Source organism: Dolichospermum sp. FACHB-1250, assembly GCF_014696335.1.
GTDB lineage: Bacteria > Cyanobacteriota > Cyanobacteriia > Cyanobacteriales > Nostocaceae > Dolichospermum > Dolichospermum planctonicum.
The window spans coordinates 26,282-45,711 of the sequence record NZ_JACJPZ010000001.1; the positions used below are offsets into that span (position 1 = coordinate 26,282).

The window sequence follows — 19,430 nt, forward strand, 5'->3', positions numbered from 1 at the left end:
CGTATTTGCTGTGGTGGGGCATGATATTGCCCCAAAAAACTATTTTTGATGATGAAATTATAAGTTTTATTTGTCCGCTACAATAGACAAGACTAAACAAATTTTAGTTACTGATCGCAGTTAATACATACAATCCAAGGATATTGACTAATGATTTGGCAAATATAGCTAGAGTATGCAAGGACTACACTACTTACGGTTTTTCAAATATCATTTCTGAATTAATTACTTGTCAAAGTGTTCTTGATCAAGTATATTTATTCGAGGTTAGCTTTTGATAGCAGCTTACTTGTAAGTTTACTATTGAATGGGTTTTCTACTTAAATACTAGTTGGAATCAGATTTTTTGTCGTGATTCAACTAGAAACTATGAGGCATTATCATGACACAACCAAAACGGGCTTTAATTACTGGTATAACTGGACAAGATGGTTCTTATTTAACTGAGCTTTTGTTAGAAAAGGGTTATGAAGTCCACGGGATTATTCGCCGTACTTCTACTTTTAACACAGACCGCATTGATCATATGTACGAAGATCCCCATACCCAAGGGGTACGGTTATTTCTACATTATGGCGACTTGACAGACGGGACAACACTACGACGGATTTTAGAAGAAGTCAAACCTGTAGAAATTTATAATTTAGGCGCCCAATCTCACGTGAGAGTTAGTTTTGATTCGCCTGAATATACAGTGGACTCTGTAGGCATGGGTACATTACGCTTATTAGAAGCTATCCGTGATTACCAAAAACGTACCGGGATTGAATTACGTTTCTATCAAGCCGGTTCTTCCGAGATGTATGGTTTAGTGCAAGCAGTCCCCCAAAGTGAAACTACACCTTTTTATCCCCGCAGTCCCTACGCTTGTGCTAAAGTGTACGCCCATTGGCAAACAGTGAATTATCGTGAATCTTATAATTTGTTTGCTTGCAATGGCATTCTTTTTAATCATGAATCTCCCAGAAGAGGTGAAACATTTGTTACCCGTAAAATAACTAGAGCCGTAGCCCGCATTGTCGCCGGTAAACAAAAAAATATCTTTATGGGTAATTTGGACTCCAAGCGAGATTGGGGATATGCAAAAGATTATGTAAAAGCTATGTGGTTAATGTTGCAACAAGAGCAACCTGATGATTATGTGGTGGCTACGGGAGAAACCCATTCAGTGCGGGAATTTCTAGAGTTAGCGTTTGGTTATGTTAACCTAGATTGGCAGAATTACGTAGAGTTTGATCAACGTTATTTACGCCCAGCCGAAGTAGATTTATTAATTGGTGATCCGACTAAAGCACAGCAAAAATTAGGCTGGCAACCATCGGTAACATTTCCAGAACTTGTATCTCTCATGGTAGAAGCTGATTTACAAGCTGTGGGTTGTACTTCTCCCAATGGTAATGGCTTAAAATACCCTGAAGATATTGCTACTACCCGTCAAGCATTAGGATCTCTGCACTTTTAATTCGTATCAAGGATAATAAGATGACTACCTTAGAATTAGAAAATAAACGGATTCTTGTCACCGGTGGGGCGGGTTTTCTCGGTCGTCAAGTCATAGATCAACTTTGTGAAAATGGCGCCGATCGTGATAAAATTACCGTGACGCGATCGCACGATTGTGATCTGCGGGTTTGGGAAAATTGCCAACGAGCAGTAGACCAACAGGATATTATCATCCACTTAGCCGCCCATGTGGGAGGTATTGGTTTAAATCGAGAAAAACCCGGTGAGTTATTTTATGATAACTTGATCATGGGGACGCAGTTAATCCATGCGGCTTATCAACAAGGTACAGAAAAATTTGTTTGTGTAGGAACTATCTGCGCTTATCCTAAATTTACCCCTGTACCATTTAAGGAAGATGATATCTGGAATGGTTATCCAGAAGAAACTAACGCCCCCTATGGAATTGCCAAAAAAGCGCTGTTGGTACAATTACAATCTTACCGTCAGCAGTACGGATTTAATGGTATTTACCTCTTACCAGTAAACTTGTACGGACCTGAAGACAACTTCAACCCCAATAGTTCTCATGTGATTCCGGCTTTAATTCGCAAAGTACAAGAAGCCCAAACCAGGGGAGAAAAACAACTTCCTGTTTGGGGTGACGGTTCTCCCACTCGTGAATTTTTGTATTCTACAGATGCAGCACGGGGTATAGTCATGGGAACTCAGTTTTATAATGATGCTGAACCCGTAAATTTAGGAACTGGTTACGAGATATCCATTAAAGACCTAATTACCTTAATTTGCGAATTAATGGAGTATGACGGGGAAATTGTCTGGGAAACCGACAAACCCAATGGTCAACCCCGTCGTTGTTTGGATACGGAAAGAGCAAAACAGGCTTTTGGTTTTACTGCTGAGGTAGAATTTAGAACAGGTTTAAAGAATACCATTGATTGGTGGCGGAAAAACGCCGGCTAAAGTAGTTTCTCTCGTTTTCCCTCATTCCCAGTCTCCGACTGGGAATGCCTTCTAGAGTCTCCGACTCTAGTATACAAGAGAAGCTAGAGCCTTCTTAATTCATTCCCAGAGTCTCAGACTCTAGTATACAAGAGAAGCCAGAGCCTTCTTAATTCATTCCCATACTCTGTATGGGAATGAGAGAATCTAAAATCTAAAATCTAAAATCTAAAATCTAAAATCTAAAATCTAAAATCTAAAATTGTATCGGCTTTGCAAACAATTAATTCACAACTAACTAAAAAAGAATTGCGACGGGTTTTACTCCAAAAACGTCAGTCTATGACATTATTGGAATGGAGAGAAAAAAGCGATCGCCTCACCACCAACATCCAAAACTCAGTTATATTTAATCAAGCAAAGACAATTCTGGCTTTTTTCAGCTTTCGTCAAGAACCTGATATTAGCTCGCTATATACCAACACTAATAAACGTTGGGGGTTTCCCCGTTGTGTTGATAAATCTCTAGTTTGGCATTTTTGGCAACCTCATGATACCATTAAAACTGGTGCTTATGGAATCAAAGAACCTCACCATGAAGCAGCAATAATAGAGATTGAGGAAGTAGATTTAATTCTTGTTCCCTGTGTGGGTTGTGATGTCCAAGGATACCGCTTGGGTTATGGTGGGGGATATTATGACCGGTTATTAAATTCTCCCGGTTGGGACAAGAAACCAACTATGGGAGTGGTTTTTGATTTTGCTTATGTCTCTCAATTACCGGTTGATAGTTGGGATAAACCTTTAGAAAGGGTGATTACAGAAAGAAGATATTAGCCATTGACGGAAATGATCATGATAAAATCTATAAACAGTTACATTTGCTTCTATTAATAAACCGGAATTATCTGATAAAAACCGAGGACAGGTTAAGAGAAAATACACCCCTTGGGGAATGTAGCGGGGAACAGGGAACTCTTAACTGGGAACAGTTTTAACTGTCTGGATATCCTCAATTTTCCAAATCCGACAAAGAAAAATGCACCTATTTTGAGACACCATTAGCCAAATCTATCTCCAGGGTCGAATGATAATTATCTATCAAAATGATAATTTGATACAGACTTCCTACTTAAATTAAGAGAATTTTATCTTATTTTTTTCAAAATGAGAATTGCTGGCAGTTATTAGATGAGGAGATTAAAATATAGTTAGCTAAAGTTGGTTTTTCTCTAGAGGAATAGAAATGATACAGGATAGTGATCGGAAAATTGTTTCAGAGTTTCGCTCTCGACTGGAAGCGATAATTCCCATTTTGGATTTACGGGTATTTGGTTCAAGAGCGCGAGGTGATGCTACAGAAGAATCAGATTTAGATGTGTTTATTAAAATTACTGAATTAGATAGATCACGTCGAGAAAAAATTAGTGATTTGGCATGGGAAATAGGTTTTAAATATGATCTAGTTATTTCCACCTTTGTAGTTACAGAAGCACAGGTAGAAAGGGGAGCTATGGGAGCTAGTCCCTTACTGTCTAAGGTGTTACAAGAGGGTATTGCTATATGATAAATCAGCAACTAAAGTTATTAATTGAGTACCGTTTATCTGAAAGTGAAGAAACTTTAAGAGAAGCAAAGATTTTACTCAATCAATCAGCTTTTCGTGGTACCATCAATCGCTCTTATTATGCAATGTTTTATGCGGCACTGGGTCTTTTAGCAACTAAAGGTTTAGGCAGTTCTAAACATAGTGGAATAGTTAGTTTTTTTGATCGTGAGTTTGTGAAGACGGGAATTTTTTCTAAGGATTTATCACGGAGTTTTCATCGGGCATTTGATGAACGACAAGCAAGTGATTATGGAGAAATGTTAGAAGCAGATATGGGGTCAGCAATGGCTCTATTTGAGAGAGCGCAGAATTTTGTGGATGAAATTACACAGTATTTAAAGTCTTGGATGGAGGTTAACTAACCTTCTGGTAAGCAGATTTTCTAGTCTACTAGCGATTGCCTCATTTTCTAGTTGGGAGCGATGTTTAAACAGAAGTAAATATACTCTTGAATATCATTCTGATTTTATACATTAAAATAACGAATTGTCTGATTATCAAAATATGCTTGCTTAGAATACCCTGATGTGATATTATCGCTACAAAATGGCCAAGCTGGTGAACTGCAAAGCTGAATTTTTGATGACAATCACCAGTTTCCAGCCCAGACAATTAAAGTGATCAACTTAGTAATTTTAAGTTAAGATTAATACTCCGCGCTGATTCCTACAACTGCTATGCTAAATCCCAATCTGGATGAAATCCAGTTGACAAAAGACGACTACGAACGCTATTCCCGCCACTTAATTTTACCAGAGGTGGGTCTGGAAGGGCAAAAACGCCTCAAAGCTGCCAGTGTATTATGTATCGGTACTGGTGGACTGGGTTCACCACTACTGTTATATCTTGCAGCAGCGGGTATTGGTAGAATTGGTATTGTTGATTTTGATGTGGTTGATACCTCTAACCTCCAACGTCAAGTTATTCACGGGACCTCTTGGGTCGGTAAACCCAAAATCGAATCAGCAAAAAACCGCATTCATGAAATTAACCCCCATTGTCAGGTTGATTTATATGAAACTCGTCTCAGTTCAGAAAATGCCCTCGATATTATTCGCCCTTACGATATCGTTGTAGATGGAACTGATAATTTCCCAACTCGCTATTTAGTCAATGACGCTTGTGTTTTATTAGATAAACCTAACGTTTACGGTTCTATTTTCCGTTTTGAAGGACAAGCAACTGTCTTTAACTATGAAGGTGGTCCCAACTATCGTGACTTATACCCCGAACCACCACCACCAGGAATGGTTCCTTCTTGTGCTGAGGGTGGTGTGCTGGGAATTTTACCAGGAATGATTGGCATTATCCAAGCCACGGAAACAGTGAAAATTATTCTGGGTAATGGTACTACCCTGAGTGGTAGACTGGTGCTTTACAACGCTTTGGATATGAAATTCCGGGAGTTGAAATTGCGTCCTAATCCTATCCGTCCAGTTATTAACAAGCTGATAGATTACGAACAATTTTGTGGTATTCCCCAAGCCAAAGCTGAAGAAGCGAAGCAGCAAATGGAAATTCAAGAAATGACGGTTAAGGAATTAAAGGCTTTATTAGATAGTGGTGCTAAGGACTTTGTACTACTAGATGTGCGTAATCCTAATGAGTATGAAATTGCTAAAATTCCTGGTTCTGTGTTAGTGCCTTTACCAGAAATTGAAAATGGTAATGGTGTGGCTAAGGTACGGGAGTTACTCAACGGACACCGCTTAATTGCTCATTGTAAAATGGGTGGTCGGTCGGCGAAAGCCTTGGCTATTCTCAAAGAAGCAGGAATGACTGGTACAAATGTCAAAGGTGGAATTAATGCTTGGAGTCAAGAAGTAGATACTTCTGTTCCTCAGTATTGATACTTCCGTGGGGGATTGTTGATATTTAGATATATTACCATAACCATCCTAAATTCGATGTGAATAATCAGATACCCGATTTTGAGAATTCGGGTATCTTACTCTTTTTTTGTCTCCAGATTACCATTCAAAAATTCTATGTCTCAGAATATTCATCTTTGTGTCTCTACGTGAGACAGATTGATACTTTAATGCACAAACTCCGTATATTTAATTAATACAAAAAAATCTTTAAAAAATACCAAAATTGTACATTACTTATCATCTTTAAAAAAGAGTAAAATGTCTTTGCATAAACTTGATGGAAAATTTAGTTAAAGCAGTTTCCAGGTGAGAACATAGACTGTATCCATTATCCGAGTCGTAGCATCATCAAATTCAGACACCACATATACTTTCAACCCCGTTGCTACAAGTGACAGGAAATTGAGAGTAGACTCGCTTGCAAAAACACCAGTTAACTAGCATCTATCGCCACAGCCAATTGCCAAAACAATAATATACTGCATTATGGATACGCTTTCCACGACCAATTCCAAGATTTTGATTGTAGATGACGATTCCAGTGTCCGCAACCTCATCCAGCGTTTTTTGAGTCGCAACTATCAAATAGAATCAGCAGCGGATGGTAAAGCTGCCCTTGTCTTATTTGAGCAATTAAATCCTGCTTTAGTGATTTTAGACTGGAATTTGCCAGATGCAAATGGCTATAAACTTTGTCAAGAAATGCAAAGCCGTACTAATGTTTTAGTCATGATGCTCACCAGTCGCAATGATGAAGCTGATAAAATTAAAGTTCTGGCCGCTGGTGCAGATGATTTTTTGACCAAACCATTTAGTCTAGCAGAGGTAGAAGTCAGGGTAGAAGCCCTATTAAGACGAGTCCGCTATATCCAGCCAAGTCCGTCACAACGTCTGACTTTTAACCAGTTAGCTATTAACTCGGAAGCGCGAGAGGTAACACTTAATAACAAACCTTTGGCTTTAACTGCTTTAGAGTTTAACATCTTACATTTTCTCGCTACCCATCCGGGACAAGCATGGAGTCGTAGCCAACTGATCCAAAAGATTTGGGGTTGTGATTATGTGGGAGATGGCCGCGTTGTGGATGTGCATATTGGTCAACTACGCAAGAAAATGGAAGCTGATTCTAGTATGCCGGAGTTTATTAAAACAGTGCGGGGTTATGGTTATAAATTTGACCCCCCTGAAAATAGAAAGGCTTAAACTCTGGAAAATATAATTGTAATTGTTGCGATCGCTTAACAACTTGCTTAAATATTACCGAGGCTTGATTGAGATGCTTGATATCATTTATGCGTAGACATTGAAGCTAAAGCCAGGGATTTGTGTCTACTCAAGCCTCAGATCAAAGCTTTATTTTTTCCCTAGCTATAGCTATTTCTTCCCAATCACTATCTAATAATAAAATGCTCAAAAGTGACTTTAATAAATCCCGATTAGATATAAATTTTTCAACATTATATAATTTATCTTGTTTTAAAATTTCTTCCAGTGCTGATAAAGCTACAGGTTGGGGTAATTGTAGTCTTTGAATCAAGCATTTTTGTGCTACTTCTAAGGCTGTTTTTTCCCCTATACCCAAATTCCATTCTTTTAGGAGTAACCGCAGTTCCCGGTTGAGTGATACGCGCAACTGTGTCATTCTTCCAAACATTCCCGGATTTTGCAATAAAGCGGGAATTGCTAAACCCCAATCTAATCCTGCTGTCACGTCGCAGTCGCTTTCATCTTCAATTTGAATTGCTTCTTGAAGGGATGTTGGGTTAAAAAGCAAATCAGTAGCTGCTGCTACATTTTGGTTATTATTCATAATTACTCCCTGGATCATTATTGAATTTGTACCTGCACTAATACACCTTGTCTGAATTTTCCTACAAGTTAAGTTTATCGCTCAACGAGGCGATCGCACCAAAATCGATTTACCCAGGATGCTTTAAAAATACTCAATAACCTTTAATAAATTATGATTCATCAAAAACTACCTACTAATTGGCAAAAACGCGAAAAATTACGTGATAAAGGTCAATTCTGGACACCAGAATGGGTAACAAAAGCGATGGTTTCCTATATAGCAAAAGACACAAATTTAGTGTTTGATCCTGCTGCTGGAAAAGGAGCTTTTTTCAATGCTTTATTACAAATAAATCCCTCTATTAATTATTATGGTATTGATATAGATCAATATGTTTTATTAGATGAAATTTATCAAAAAAATAATTGTTTTGTAGAAATACGTGATTTTATCAAAAATCCTCCACAGCAAAAGTTTAACGCAATTATAGCTAATCCACCTTACATCAGACATCACCGAATTGATGAAAAGATGAAACAATTTCTCAAAGAGCTTTTTATAAAAATTACAGGTTTTGCCATTGATGGTAGAGCAGGTTATCATATTTACTTTTTTGTCCAGGCATTAAATTTACTTGATAAAAATGGTAGATTAGCTTTGATCATGCCGGCCGATACTTGTGAAGGAATTTTTGCTCAAAAACTTTGGCAATGGATTACTAAAAATTATTGTCTTGAATGTGTTGTGACATTTGATGAAAATGCCACACCTTTCCCAAAGGTTGATACCAATGCGATTATTTTTTTGATCAAGAAATCTGAACCTGTGCCGACGATTAAATGGATCAAGGCAAATCAAGCTAATGAGGAACTTTTTCATTTTGTTAAATCAGACTTTCAAGAAATTAATTATACAACTCTGGAAATTAATAATCGAGATTTAAAAGAAGCATTAACAACCGGTTTATCAAGACCTGAACATAATAATTCTAATTGTAAATATCACCTTAATGACTTTGCAAAAGTGATCCGTGGTATTGCCACAGGAGCGAATGATTTCTTTTTTTTAACAACACAGCAAGTAGAAGAACTGGCAATTCCTAAAGAATTTCTTAAACTCGCAATTGGAAGAACAAAAGATGTAACCGGGGATAAATTAACTATTGAAGATATCAAAAAATTACAAGAAAATAATCGGCCAACAATTTTACTTTCAATAAACAGTAATGAGAATATCCCCGAATCAGTTGCTAACTATCTCCAAGAAGGTGAAAAATTAGGTCTTCCTAACCGTCCGCTGATTAAACAACGTAAATTGTGGTATAAAACAGAATATAGACAAGTGCCACCGATATTATTTGCTTATCTTGGTAGACGCAATTCGAGGTTTATTAAAAATGAGGCTGGTGTTGTACCATTAACAAGTTTTTTGTGCATTTATCCTATTTATGACGATGAAATATATATCGTTAATCTTTGGCAAGCATTAAATGATCCTGAGACAATTCAAAATCTTAGACTGGTAGGTAAAAGTTATGGTTCTGGAGCTATCAAAGTTGAGCCTCGTAATCTTGATAAAGTTCCCATTCCAGAACATATAGTAGATAAATATAATTTAAAACGGCAAAAATATAAAACTAAAACTCAGCAACTTGAACTTTTTTAGTAAACAGTAAATAATGTATAATTAAAGAAATTAAATTTTGTATGAATTGAAGTTATATAGGGTGCTTTAGACTGGATAAGTAAGTTAGTGTGAAAAAACCAAAATTCTCAAATTCAACATGGAAGAACTACTAGAAATTAGACAACTCCTAAAACAAGGAAAAATCAATGAAGCTTTACTGTTAGTAGATGAATTAGAAGAAATGAGTCTAAGTGATAAAATCAATAAAATTGATAGTTATGGCGTAATTCTACTGATTCATTTAATCAAACAAAAAGCTGAAAAACGTTCTACCCGCTCTTGGGAACTTTCTATAGAAAATGCAGTGCGAGAAATCAATAAAATTAACAAGCGCCGCAAATCTGGAGGTTCTTACTTAAATCAAACAGAATTAATGGAAATTCTCCAACAAGGATATCAAGTAGCACTAAAAAGAGCGGCGCTAGAAGCTTTTGAAGGACGTTATGAAACGGAAGAATTAGCAACTATGGTTAATGAACAAGAAATTTTATCTCTGTCGCTGGAATTGATTCAAAAGTAGAGACGCGACCTGGATAGGATTCTCGTCTCTACACGTTCTAGGCTACTACCCCCCCTTTCACTTCTTGCTGTAATGCTGCATACAGTCTATTAAGTGCATTTACGTAAGCTTGAGCCGAGGCGACAATAATATCTGTATTAGCCGCATGACCTGAAAATACACGGGATTCATGGCGTAAGCGAATTGTCACTTCTCCTAAAGCATCAATTCCTCCGGTAACGGATTGTACAGAAAACTCAATCAATTCATTTGGGACATTCACCACCCGATTGATAGCTTTATATACCGCATCCACTGGACCTGTACCAATGGCCGCGTCGGTTAATTCTTGACCGTCAGGAGTGCGGAGTGTCACGGTAGCGGTAGGTTGAGCCTTACTACCACAGGAAACCTGTACTAACTCTACTTTAAATAAATCTGGGGCTTGTTGGATTTCGTCATTAACAATAGCTTCCAAATCCCAATCAGAGATTTCTTTCTTTTTGTCTGCTACTTCTTTAAATCTCACAAAGGCTTTATTCAGGTCATTTTCTGATAGTTCAAAGCCCAATTCTTTCAAGCGAGTCCGAAAAGCATTTCTCCCAGAATGTTTACCCAATACTATTTGATTATCAGATAAACCAATTAATTGGGCATCCATAATCTCATAAGTGAGTTTATTTTTCAATACCCCATCTTGATGAATTCCAGATTCATGGGCAAAAGCATTTGCACCCACAATGGCTTTATTTGGTTGTACCAACATTCCCGTTAAATTGGAAACCAAACGCGAGGTTTTATAGATTTGTTTGGTGTCAATATTGGTGAGCGGTGCTTCTGAATTTTCAGCCCGTCCCAAAAAGGGATTAAAATATTGTCTACGCACGTGCAAAGCCATTACCAACTCTTCTAAAGCCGCATTTCCGGCTCTTTCCCCAATGCCATTAATGGTACATTCTAATTGTCGAGCGCCGTTTTTCACCGCTTCTAAAAAGTTAGCAACTGCTAAACCTAAATCATTATGGCCGTGAACAGAAATAATGGCTTTGTCAATGTTGGGGACATTTTCGGTAATGCCTTTAATGATTGCCCCAAATTCGCTGGGAGTGGTATAACCTACCGTATCAGGAATATTAACAGTTGTGGCCCCGGCCGCGATCGCTCTTTCCAAGACTTGATACAAAAATTCTGGATCAGATCGTCCCGCATCTTCTGGAGAAAATTCTACATCATCGGTGAAGCTTTTGGCATAGGCTACCATTTCTTCGGCGATCGCAATTACTTCCGGTCTAGTCTTTTTTAACTTATATTGCAAGTGAATATCAGAAGTAGCGATAAAAGTATGAATTCTCCCTTTAGCTGCCGGTTTTATAGCTGCTGCTGCGGCTTTAATATCATCCTGTTTAGCTCTGGCCAAACTACAAATTACCGGACCATCTTCCGTTCCTACGGTTTGAGCAATTTTGCTAACCGCTTCAAAATCTCCAGGACTAGCAAAAGCAAATCCTGCCTCAATAATATCTACTCCTAAACGTGCTAATTGTTTAGCAATAACTAGCTTTTCATCTATATTGAGAGTTGCTCCTGGACACTGTTCCCCGTCGCGCAATGTGGTGTCAAAGATGATAATTCTATCGGCTTGTCTGCTCATTAGCTTAACCTCTTTTAATTTTGATCATGGGCTGAATCAAAAAAAATAATGGAATTAGAATCAATATTTTGATTTGTTATTTGTTAATTCTACGGAATTTATGATCATTTATTGACTGCTAATTCCTATATTCTTTCTTGATAAAATAGCTTGAACTATGAACTTTAGTTTTTAATTTTGAGATTTGTAAATAAATACTAAGGTAATTAACCGTCAGTTTTTTCTATTCTGTCTCTAATATCATTCAAGTCTATATATCTATCAGTAGCATTACGTAGCTCTCTAGCAATCATCCCTTCCGTTGATACTACTGTAATATGTGTATTCTTGGAGCGTAATAACTCGATAGCCCTTTCAAAATCACCATCTCCGCTGAATAATACAACTCTGTCATATTGATCTACCGTATTAAACATATCAACGACAATTTCAATATCTAAATTGGCTTTTTGGGAGTAACGACCGGAAGCATCATCATAATACTCCTTGAGGATTTTCGTGCGGACTGTATAACCTAAACTGATGAGTGCATCTCGAAAACCGCGTTGATCCTGGGGGTCTTTTAATCCAGTATACCAGAAAGCATTGATCAATGTTGTGTCAGACTGTTCATACTTGAAATATTCTAAAACACGCCGGGGGTCAAAAAACCAACCATTTTTCTGTTGAGCATAGAACATATTGTTTCCGTCTACAAAAATAGACAGACGATTCATTGGAGAACCCATAAAAATTTACACCTAATAATAGATAAGAATGTTAGAGGTAAGAATAGATTATAGCAATTATCAAGTCGTAATTTTGCTAAGATATCTAATGCACATAATTATATATAGCTATGATCTTACCACTTTAGAAGCCAAAACTTGGCTAAAATATCCCAGATCAGATCCCAATTATTTAACTTGTTCCACCTCCGGTACTGATTAAAATTTTCTCAAAAGCAGAAGATGTTTGAGAAGTCACAAAGTATACTACCCCTCTTGTAAATCTCTTTCCCGCAGGAGGAGAGACTGTGACTCTTACTCCCCCAGTAACAAAAGTTTTTCCAAAAGTTTTTCCTTTTGTCTCTTCTCGTAGCAGGTAGGGAAGGGATGGGGGTTGGTTTACTGAGGCTTTAATATTACCAAAAATACTTTTAAAACATCCTCTGATCAAAATTTACCAATAAAATTGACCTAGTAACAGCATTCCGAACTAGATAATATTCAATTTTACTACTAAAGGGGTATGATAACTAATTTGGGGTAGAGAATAGACCGATATTCATCAATATATTTTTTCATCAATTGTAGGCATGATTTGAGAGTATTATCAATACTTCACTTTGCTTTGGAAGTTTGATCAAATATCAACTTACAAATTATATATGTGTAAAGTTACCTTAGCACCACTTTATAAAAATTTCGCTCCACATCAAGGAATATTTACATAACTAACCCAGTATCAGGATATTTTCCCCTCCTCCTCAGTATCCATTGGTACGGTAAATTGTCCATTGGGGGTATATCCGTTATCAGTGTAACCTGTTATTTTTACACAAGTAACTAGCTTTTGCCAAGTAATTAGCGACATTTTTGCCGAAAGATACAAACAAATGTCCAAATTTTTGCCAAGATAGAAATATTATTTTATAGAAAATAACTTGGCAAAAATCAGCATGAGTGAAAAAACCATAGAAAATTACGGGAAAAGTTTTCTCGTTCTAATTTTGCCGATATCATTTGTGATTGTTTTACTGGTCAATACCTGGAAAGTTTTACTCGTAATCTTATTGCTGTTAATGGTTTTGACTATTTGGCAGCAATATACATGGGAAAAGTGGTGTAATCAAGTTAACCCAATTTTCTACGAGTTAATTCAGGAAAACCAGGGAAAAATTACACCCATGGATTTGGCAATTAAGGCTAATTTTTCTGGAGAGACGGGAAAACGTTATTTAGATGCTAAGGCCAAGGAATTTGGCGCTAGTGTACTCGAATCGGAAAATGAGGGACAATCCTACTATTTTATCACTGCCAGTATTCTCGGCGATATTCTTGATAGTAGTGAATATTCGGAAGATATTCCCAGACAACCAGTTACTAAAGTTGCCCGTTCGTTTTTAGCTCCACCGACTTCAATACCCCAGGAAGAGAAATCTGAATTTGAATCTTTACCCGAACCAACCCCGGAGGAAATCAAAAAACCCTTAGAAAAACAGTTAGTTTTTGGTTCACTGATTCAATCTGAATTAGCTAAAAGGCTCAATGTCTATTCCAGTACAGTTTACAAGCGACGCAATGACCCAGATTTCCCTGAGTGGAGTCGTAGCCGTGATCCTGATGGTATTGCTTGGTCCTATTCTCGTAAATCTAAGGATTTTTTCCCCATAAAAGAATAGGGTTCTGGAGTTAGGGGTCGGGAGGAGTAAACTACCATACAATCCAAAATCCAAAATCCAAAATCCAAAATCCAAAATCCAAAATCCAAAATCCAATCAGCTATTACCCACCCCTATCGCTTGACTGATAGATGTCAAGCCCTTCTCTTCCAGTTTAGTTAATAACCCAGCGAGGATACGACGTACCATCATTGGACCTTCATAAATCCAGCCTGTATAAGTTTGAATCAGACAAGCTCCCGCTGTGATTTTTTCCCAAGCATCCTCAGAGCTAAATATACCACCTACACCAATGATTGGCATCTGTCCTTGGGTTTGTTCGTAAATAAAACGAATTACCTCTGTAGAACGATCTCTCACTGGTTTTCCGCTAATTCCTCCCCCCTCCTCTTGGGGGGATTTACCTGTTTTTTCAATGATTTGGGTTTTCAGTCCCACACGACTAATAGTGGTGTTAGTGGCGATTAAACCAGCAATTTGGTAAGTTTTAGCTAGACTAATAATATCAGCTATGGCCTCCCATTCTAAATCGGGGGCTATTTTCACAAAGATGGGTTTATTTGCCCTATTTTCTCGTTGCAATACATCTATGATTTGACTGAGCATAGCAGCATCCTGGAGCGATCGCAATCCCGGAGTATTAGGAGAAGAAACATTAACTACAAAATAATCACCCAAATCCTTGAGTAATCGAAAACTCTCTAGGTAATCCTGGGCTGCTAATTCCAAAGCTGTGATCTTGGATTTACCTAAATTTATACCTATAGGTATAGGTATTGGATAATTCAAGTTTTCTTTCCCCTCCTTGAGTCTTGCGGCCATAGCGACAGCACCGGCATTATTAAAACCCATCCGGTTAAGTGCTGCTTGATCTAAAGGTAAACGAAATAACCGAGGGGGGGGATTTCCCGGTTGGGGGTGATAAGTAACAGTACCCAATTCAGCAAAACCAAACCCAAAATTATGCCACAAACTAGCGCCAACACCGTCTTTGTCAAATCCAGCAGCCAAACCCAAAGGATTAGGAAATTTCATTCCCAGTATAGTTTGTTCTAGTCGTGGGTGTTGGAGCGATAAAGATTGGTAAAGGAGATGATTTAAACAATTATTAGCCGGATAATAGCTGGTTTTTGCCAGCCAATTGAGACTACTAATAGTTTGTTTGTGTAACCACTCTGGGTCTGTTTTCACCAGAGTAAATAAAAAATGACCAACTAATGCTTTATAAATATCCAATTTAGGTTAGGAGTCAGTTAAATTAGGGAATTACAGAAAATAATATACTACTTGTAGGGTGCGTTAGGCAAAGCCGTAACGCACATTAAAACATTAAATGTTCACCTGATGTCTATTAACTAAACTGTGACAAAATTAGCTAATGCCAAAGTCCCCGTTAAGCCCGTCACCTCTATAATAGCATCAGTAGCAGCACTAAATCCTGCCGTTCCATCATTAATAGCGACAAAACTACGGATACTAGCACCAGTACCAAAGGTAAATTGAGCAGCGGAGTTAGCTACAAAAGCAGTATTGGTTAACTTAGCTGCAATTCCGGTTGTATTCAGTGTTGCCACAGATCCCACATCAGAAAATACACTGCGGGCAGTGGAAACAAGGAATAAATCATTATTGGCAGTAGCATTGAAGTCTGTAATCACATCAAAACTACTGAAGACAGAATCAGCTAAATTACGGTAATCAAAACGGTCTATTCCCAATCCTCCGGTTAGAGTATCTTTTCCTGTACCGCCAGTTATGGTGTTATTACCAGTATTACCAGTAATGACGTTATTACCTGCATTACCAGTACCGTTAATTGCGGTTGTTCCCGTTAAAGTCAGGTTTTCTAGGTTAGCTCCTAATGTGTAACTGTAACTACCATATTCAGGAGAATACTGGACAGTATCAGTTCCTTCATTGGCATTTTCAGTAACAGTATCATAATAAGAGTAAGAAAAGGAATAGTAATCTGTTACAAAGTAAGTATCGTCACCCGCACCACCAATCAAAGTATCACTACCTGCACCACCATCTAAGGTATCATTACCTGCACCACCATTTAAGGTGTTATTATAATAATTACCAGTAATGACGTTATTACCTGCATTACCAGTACCGTTAATTGCGTTATATCCCGATAAAGTCAGGTTTTCGATGTTTGTCAACGTGGCAATACTCCAGGTGATACTAGATTGAATTGTATCTGTACCTGCGTTAGCATTTTCGGTAATGGTGTCGGTGCTGGTATCAACAATATAAATGTCATTACCCGCACCACCAATCAAGGTATCTGTACCTAATCCACCATCTAGGATGTTATTACCAGTATTACCAGTAATGACGTTATTACCTCCATTACCAGTACCGTTAATTGCAGTTGTTCCCGTTAAAGTCAGGTTTTCTAGGTTAGCTCCTAATGTGTAACTATCATAAGGGATATAATAATAGCTTGTACGAGAAGAATACTGGACAGTATCAGTTCCTTCATTGGCATTTTCAGTAACAATATCAGTATCATAATAATCACTTGTTACAATGTAAGTATCGTTACCCGCACCACCAAGTAAGGTATCAGTATCATAATCTCCTGCTCCACCATCTAAGGTATCATTACCTGCACCACCATCTAAGATGTTATCATAAGTATTACCAGTAATGACGTTATTACCTGCATTACCAGTACCGTTAATTGCGTTATATCCCGATAAAGTCAGGTTTTCGATGTTTGTCAACGTGGCAATACTCCAGGTGATACTAGATTGAATTGTATCTGTACCTGCGTTGGCATTTTCGGTAATAGTGTCAGTGCTGGTATCAACAATATAAATGTCATTACCCGCACCACCAATCAAGGTATCTGTACCTAATCCACTATCTAAAGTATCATTACCTGCACCACCATCTAAGATGTTATTACCAGTATTACCAGTAATGACGTTATTACCTGCATTACCAGTACCGTTAATTGCGGTTGTTCCCGATAAAGTCAGGTTTTCGATGTTTGTCAACGTGGCAATACTCCAGGTGATACTAGATTGAATTGTATCTGTACCTGCGTTAGCATTTTCGGTAATAGTGTCGGTGGTGGTATCAACAATATAAGTATCGTCACCCGCACCACCAATTAAGGTATCTGTACCTAATCCACCATCTAAAGTATCATTACCTGCACCACCATTAAGGATATTATTGCCGCTGTTGCCCCGGATAGTGTTACTGTTAATGTTGCCAGTACCGTTAATATTCCCAGTTCCGGTCAAGGTCAGGTTTTCCACACCTGCGGGTAGGGTAGTAGTAGCACTAGATTGTACAGTGTCACTAATAGTTACTATGCCTGTATTTTGCCCTGGTATCAAAAAAGCAACAGTAGGATTGGAAAGTGTGACGCTAAAGGTTTCATCAGATTCTCGAGAGTTATCATCCAAAATGGGGACGTTAATAGTCTTTGTGGTTTCCCCAGCGTTAAAAGTCACTGTACCTGTAGTGGGAGTGTAGTCATCACCCGGAGAAGCAGTGTAGCCTCCTGGATAGGAGGAGCTGGTGGCATATTGGACAGTTACAGTAGTTGTACTGGCCGCAGAAAGGGTGACGGTTAAAACTGCATTTTGTGGGGAGGTTTGCCCTTCTATTACTGTGACACTATTGATACTTAGACCAGGCATTGTGGAAGGTTGGGTAATGTATAAGTCATTGTTTAGTATTGACAGAACACTATTGCCAACAATGGTTAAGTTACTTGAGTTATAGTTAGAATAACTACCACCAGTGGTAATTTGGGTGGTGGTTGTGCCATCGTAAAGAAAGATATCACGATTACTGCTATTATTACTATTACTAGTGCCTAACCATGCCACCTTGTTATTGGCAACAGTGAAATTGCCGTTAAGATAAAAAGAATAGTCATAAAAAGGGAAGGAATTACCTAGTGTTACCGTTGAAGTTCCATTGTAGAGTTTCAATGTGGAACTAGGAGAACTATTACTATTTGTTGTTGTATCTACCCAAACAACCCAATTACCATCAATCTTAAAGTTTGCCGGTGACGACGACTGACTTGGCGACGACTGACTTGGCAACAACTGACTGGCTAGTTGGGTTGTGGTGTTAGTAGTACCATTGTAAAGCTGAAGAGAATAATTTGTGCCATCATATTTAGAGTAGACAACCTTATCCCCAGAAACTAGTGGATTATAAACCTCAATGTTATTGGTAATTCGGGTAGTAGTTGTACCATTGTAGAAAAACAAGTTTTCTGCCGTACCATTCCAGTTAAACCACGCTACTTTATTATCAGAAATAACAGGACTATAATCGTCGGTGGTGTTGTTTGTCAGTTGAGTTGTAGTAGTTCCGTTGTTCAGATAAATTTCGTAGTCATTACCATCCCAACCAACCCAGACAGCATTACTACCTGATAGTTTTAAACCCCTTTCGTCTGTGTCGTTATTGGTAAGTTGAGTTGTGGTTGTGCCATTATTGCGGAATATTTCCATATCCGTACCATCATCAGCATACCAGAGGACAGTATTACCAGCAATCTGAGGTGCGTAGTCGTTAATTGTGTTATTAGTCAGTTTGGTTGTTGTGCCACCACTGTAACGATAAATCTCTGTGTCATTACCATCTTTTTTGGTATAAACAACTGTATTACCAGAAATATTAATTGTTGTAAAACTATCATAGACACTATTGGCAATTGGTAATGTTGTTGTGCCGTTGTAGAGGTTAAGAACAGAATTTGCTCCCTTGGTAGCTACCCAAACGTAATTACTACCGGAAGATTTAACAGAAGCACTTCCCAAAAAAGCACTTCCCAAACTAGCTAACTTAACTGTCTCATAGACGGTAATCCCCGCTTCTTCAATGGCAATATTTTGGCCATTTAGGGTAATAGTCCGATGATCATTTTCATTTTGGATACGATTTATTTCCGTAGCACTTACAGATACACCACGCACTAAAGCAGAGAAATATTCACCTTCATCTCCTCTGGTGTCTGTGAGGTTGATTTGAGCGTCTAAATAATGCCCAATTTCTTCTAAAAGAATAGCCTGAATTTCGTTTACAGTGGCAGTATTGAGAAAAGTATCAGATAGATAAATCTTATTCTGACTTGCACCATAGCCTCCTCTTGCGTTCCCTAGCACTGTACCACTAACGACTTCAATATTTGGTAAAGCACTGAAATTTTTTGATTTCCACTGAGCAAGAATAGACTCTGCTTTTAAGCGATTGTCACTAGACCCGAAAGCTGTCCCTAATATTGTCCAGAAATTCTGAGAACGAGCATAGTCAAATAAGGTATCATAAACGCCAGGAATGGCTGTATTCAGAAGATTATTGATGTAATTCTGATTTTGAGTCATTTTTTTCGCCTTTTAAGTTAAAAAACAGTAAAATTGTCAGATTTTAAGACTTAAACACTGTCGAGGCTGAAATCCCTAGTTTATTGTGTCTGAGCTTGTTGAAGTGCAGACCACAAAAAAGCTTTCCCCAAATGGGCTTAGACTGAAACGACTTTATTATATAA

At 38.0% G+C, this 19,430-nt stretch carries 15 protein-coding genes; 10 read left to right on the plus strand and 5 right to left on the minus strand.

Annotated features, from left to right (window positions below):
- Positions 1-382 precede the first annotated feature (382 nt).
- From gmd to H6F39_RS00140, 7 genes are all read left to right on the plus strand, one after another.
- Positions 383-1,462, plus strand: coding sequence for a GDP-mannose 4,6-dehydratase (gene gmd, locus H6F39_RS00110; RefSeq protein ID WP_190371352.1), 1,080 nt, complete (start codon positions 383-385; stop codon positions 1,460-1,462).
- Between the two features lie 20 nt (positions 1,463-1,482).
- Positions 1,483-2,427, plus strand: a complete 945-nt coding sequence (locus H6F39_RS00115; RefSeq protein ID WP_137907783.1) for a GDP-L-fucose synthase — start codon at positions 1,483-1,485, stop codon at positions 2,425-2,427.
- Positions 2,428-2,679: 252 nt separating this feature from the next.
- Complete coding sequence (locus tag H6F39_RS00120) at positions 2,680-3,243, plus strand: 5-formyltetrahydrofolate cyclo-ligase (RefSeq protein WP_190371353.1); 564 nt, start codon at positions 2,680-2,682, stop codon at positions 3,241-3,243.
- Between the two features lie 409 nt (positions 3,244-3,652).
- Positions 3,653-3,973, plus strand: coding sequence for a nucleotidyltransferase domain-containing protein (locus H6F39_RS00125; protein ID WP_137907781.1), 321 nt, complete (start codon positions 3,653-3,655; stop codon positions 3,971-3,973).
- Positions 3,970-4,377: a HEPN domain-containing protein gene (locus H6F39_RS00130; protein ID WP_137907780.1), complete on the plus strand. Its 408-nt coding sequence runs from the start codon at positions 3,970-3,972 to the stop codon at positions 4,375-4,377. Before H6F39_RS00125 ends, H6F39_RS00130 begins: the two co-directional genes overlap by 4 nt.
- A 315-nt stretch (positions 4,378-4,692) precedes the next feature.
- Positions 4,693-5,865, plus strand: a complete 1,173-nt coding sequence (gene moeB, locus H6F39_RS00135; RefSeq protein WP_137907779.1) for a molybdopterin-synthase adenylyltransferase MoeB — start codon at positions 4,693-4,695, stop codon at positions 5,863-5,865.
- A gap of 510 nt (positions 5,866-6,375) precedes the next feature.
- A complete protein-coding gene (locus H6F39_RS00140; protein WP_028084525.1) occupies positions 6,376-7,092 on the plus strand; it encodes a response regulator transcription factor in 717 nt (238 codons plus the stop codon).
- 142 nt (positions 7,093-7,234) lie between these two features.
- Here H6F39_RS00140 and H6F39_RS00145 read toward each other — a convergent pair whose 3' ends face one another.
- Positions 7,235-7,699, minus strand: coding sequence for a hypothetical protein (locus H6F39_RS00145; RefSeq protein WP_190396003.1), 465 nt, complete (start codon positions 7,697-7,699; stop codon positions 7,235-7,237).
- A gap of 153 nt (positions 7,700-7,852) precedes the next feature.
- Between H6F39_RS00145 and H6F39_RS00150 the strand changes: the two genes are divergently transcribed.
- Together H6F39_RS00150 and H6F39_RS00155 are read left to right on the plus strand one after the other, a co-directional pair.
- Positions 7,853-9,346 (plus strand): N-6 DNA methylase, encoded by a 1,494-nt coding sequence (locus H6F39_RS00150; RefSeq protein WP_190396004.1) that lies wholly within the window; start codon positions 7,853-7,855, stop codon positions 9,344-9,346.
- Between the two features lie 118 nt (positions 9,347-9,464).
- Positions 9,465-9,887 (plus strand): DUF29 family protein, encoded by a 423-nt coding sequence (locus H6F39_RS00155; RefSeq protein ID WP_190396005.1) that lies wholly within the window; start codon positions 9,465-9,467, stop codon positions 9,885-9,887.
- A gap of 37 nt (positions 9,888-9,924) precedes the next feature.
- Here the strand turns inward: H6F39_RS00155 and H6F39_RS00160 are convergent, their stop codons facing one another.
- Both H6F39_RS00160 and H6F39_RS00165 read right to left on the minus strand, forming a co-directional pair.
- A complete protein-coding gene (locus H6F39_RS00160; protein WP_190396006.1) occupies positions 9,925-11,517 on the minus strand; it encodes a 2-isopropylmalate synthase in 1,593 nt (530 codons plus the stop codon).
- 206 nt (positions 11,518-11,723) lie between these two features.
- Positions 11,724-12,245, minus strand: a complete 522-nt coding sequence (locus tag H6F39_RS00165; protein ID WP_027402274.1) for an NYN domain-containing protein — start codon at positions 12,243-12,245, stop codon at positions 11,724-11,726.
- Positions 12,246-13,177: 932 nt separating this feature from the next.
- On the opposite strand from H6F39_RS00165, the gene H6F39_RS00170 reads away from it, so the two are divergent.
- The gene (locus H6F39_RS00170; protein WP_137907774.1) at positions 13,178-13,900 is read left to right on the plus strand and encodes a hypothetical protein; all 723 of its coding nucleotides are present in this window, start codon (positions 13,178-13,180) and stop codon (positions 13,898-13,900) included.
- 96 nt (positions 13,901-13,996) lie between these two features.
- Here H6F39_RS00170 and H6F39_RS00175 read toward each other — a convergent pair whose 3' ends face one another.
- Positions 13,997-15,136: a quinone-dependent dihydroorotate dehydrogenase gene (locus H6F39_RS00175; RefSeq protein WP_190396007.1), complete on the minus strand. Its 1,140-nt coding sequence runs from the start codon at positions 15,134-15,136 to the stop codon at positions 13,997-13,999.
- Between the two features lie 119 nt (positions 15,137-15,255).
- The gene (locus H6F39_RS00180; protein ID WP_190396008.1) at positions 15,256-19,266 is read right to left on the minus strand and encodes a bluetail domain-containing putative surface protein; all 4,011 of its coding nucleotides are present in this window, start codon (positions 19,264-19,266) and stop codon (positions 15,256-15,258) included.
- Positions 19,267-19,430 lie beyond the last annotated feature (164 nt).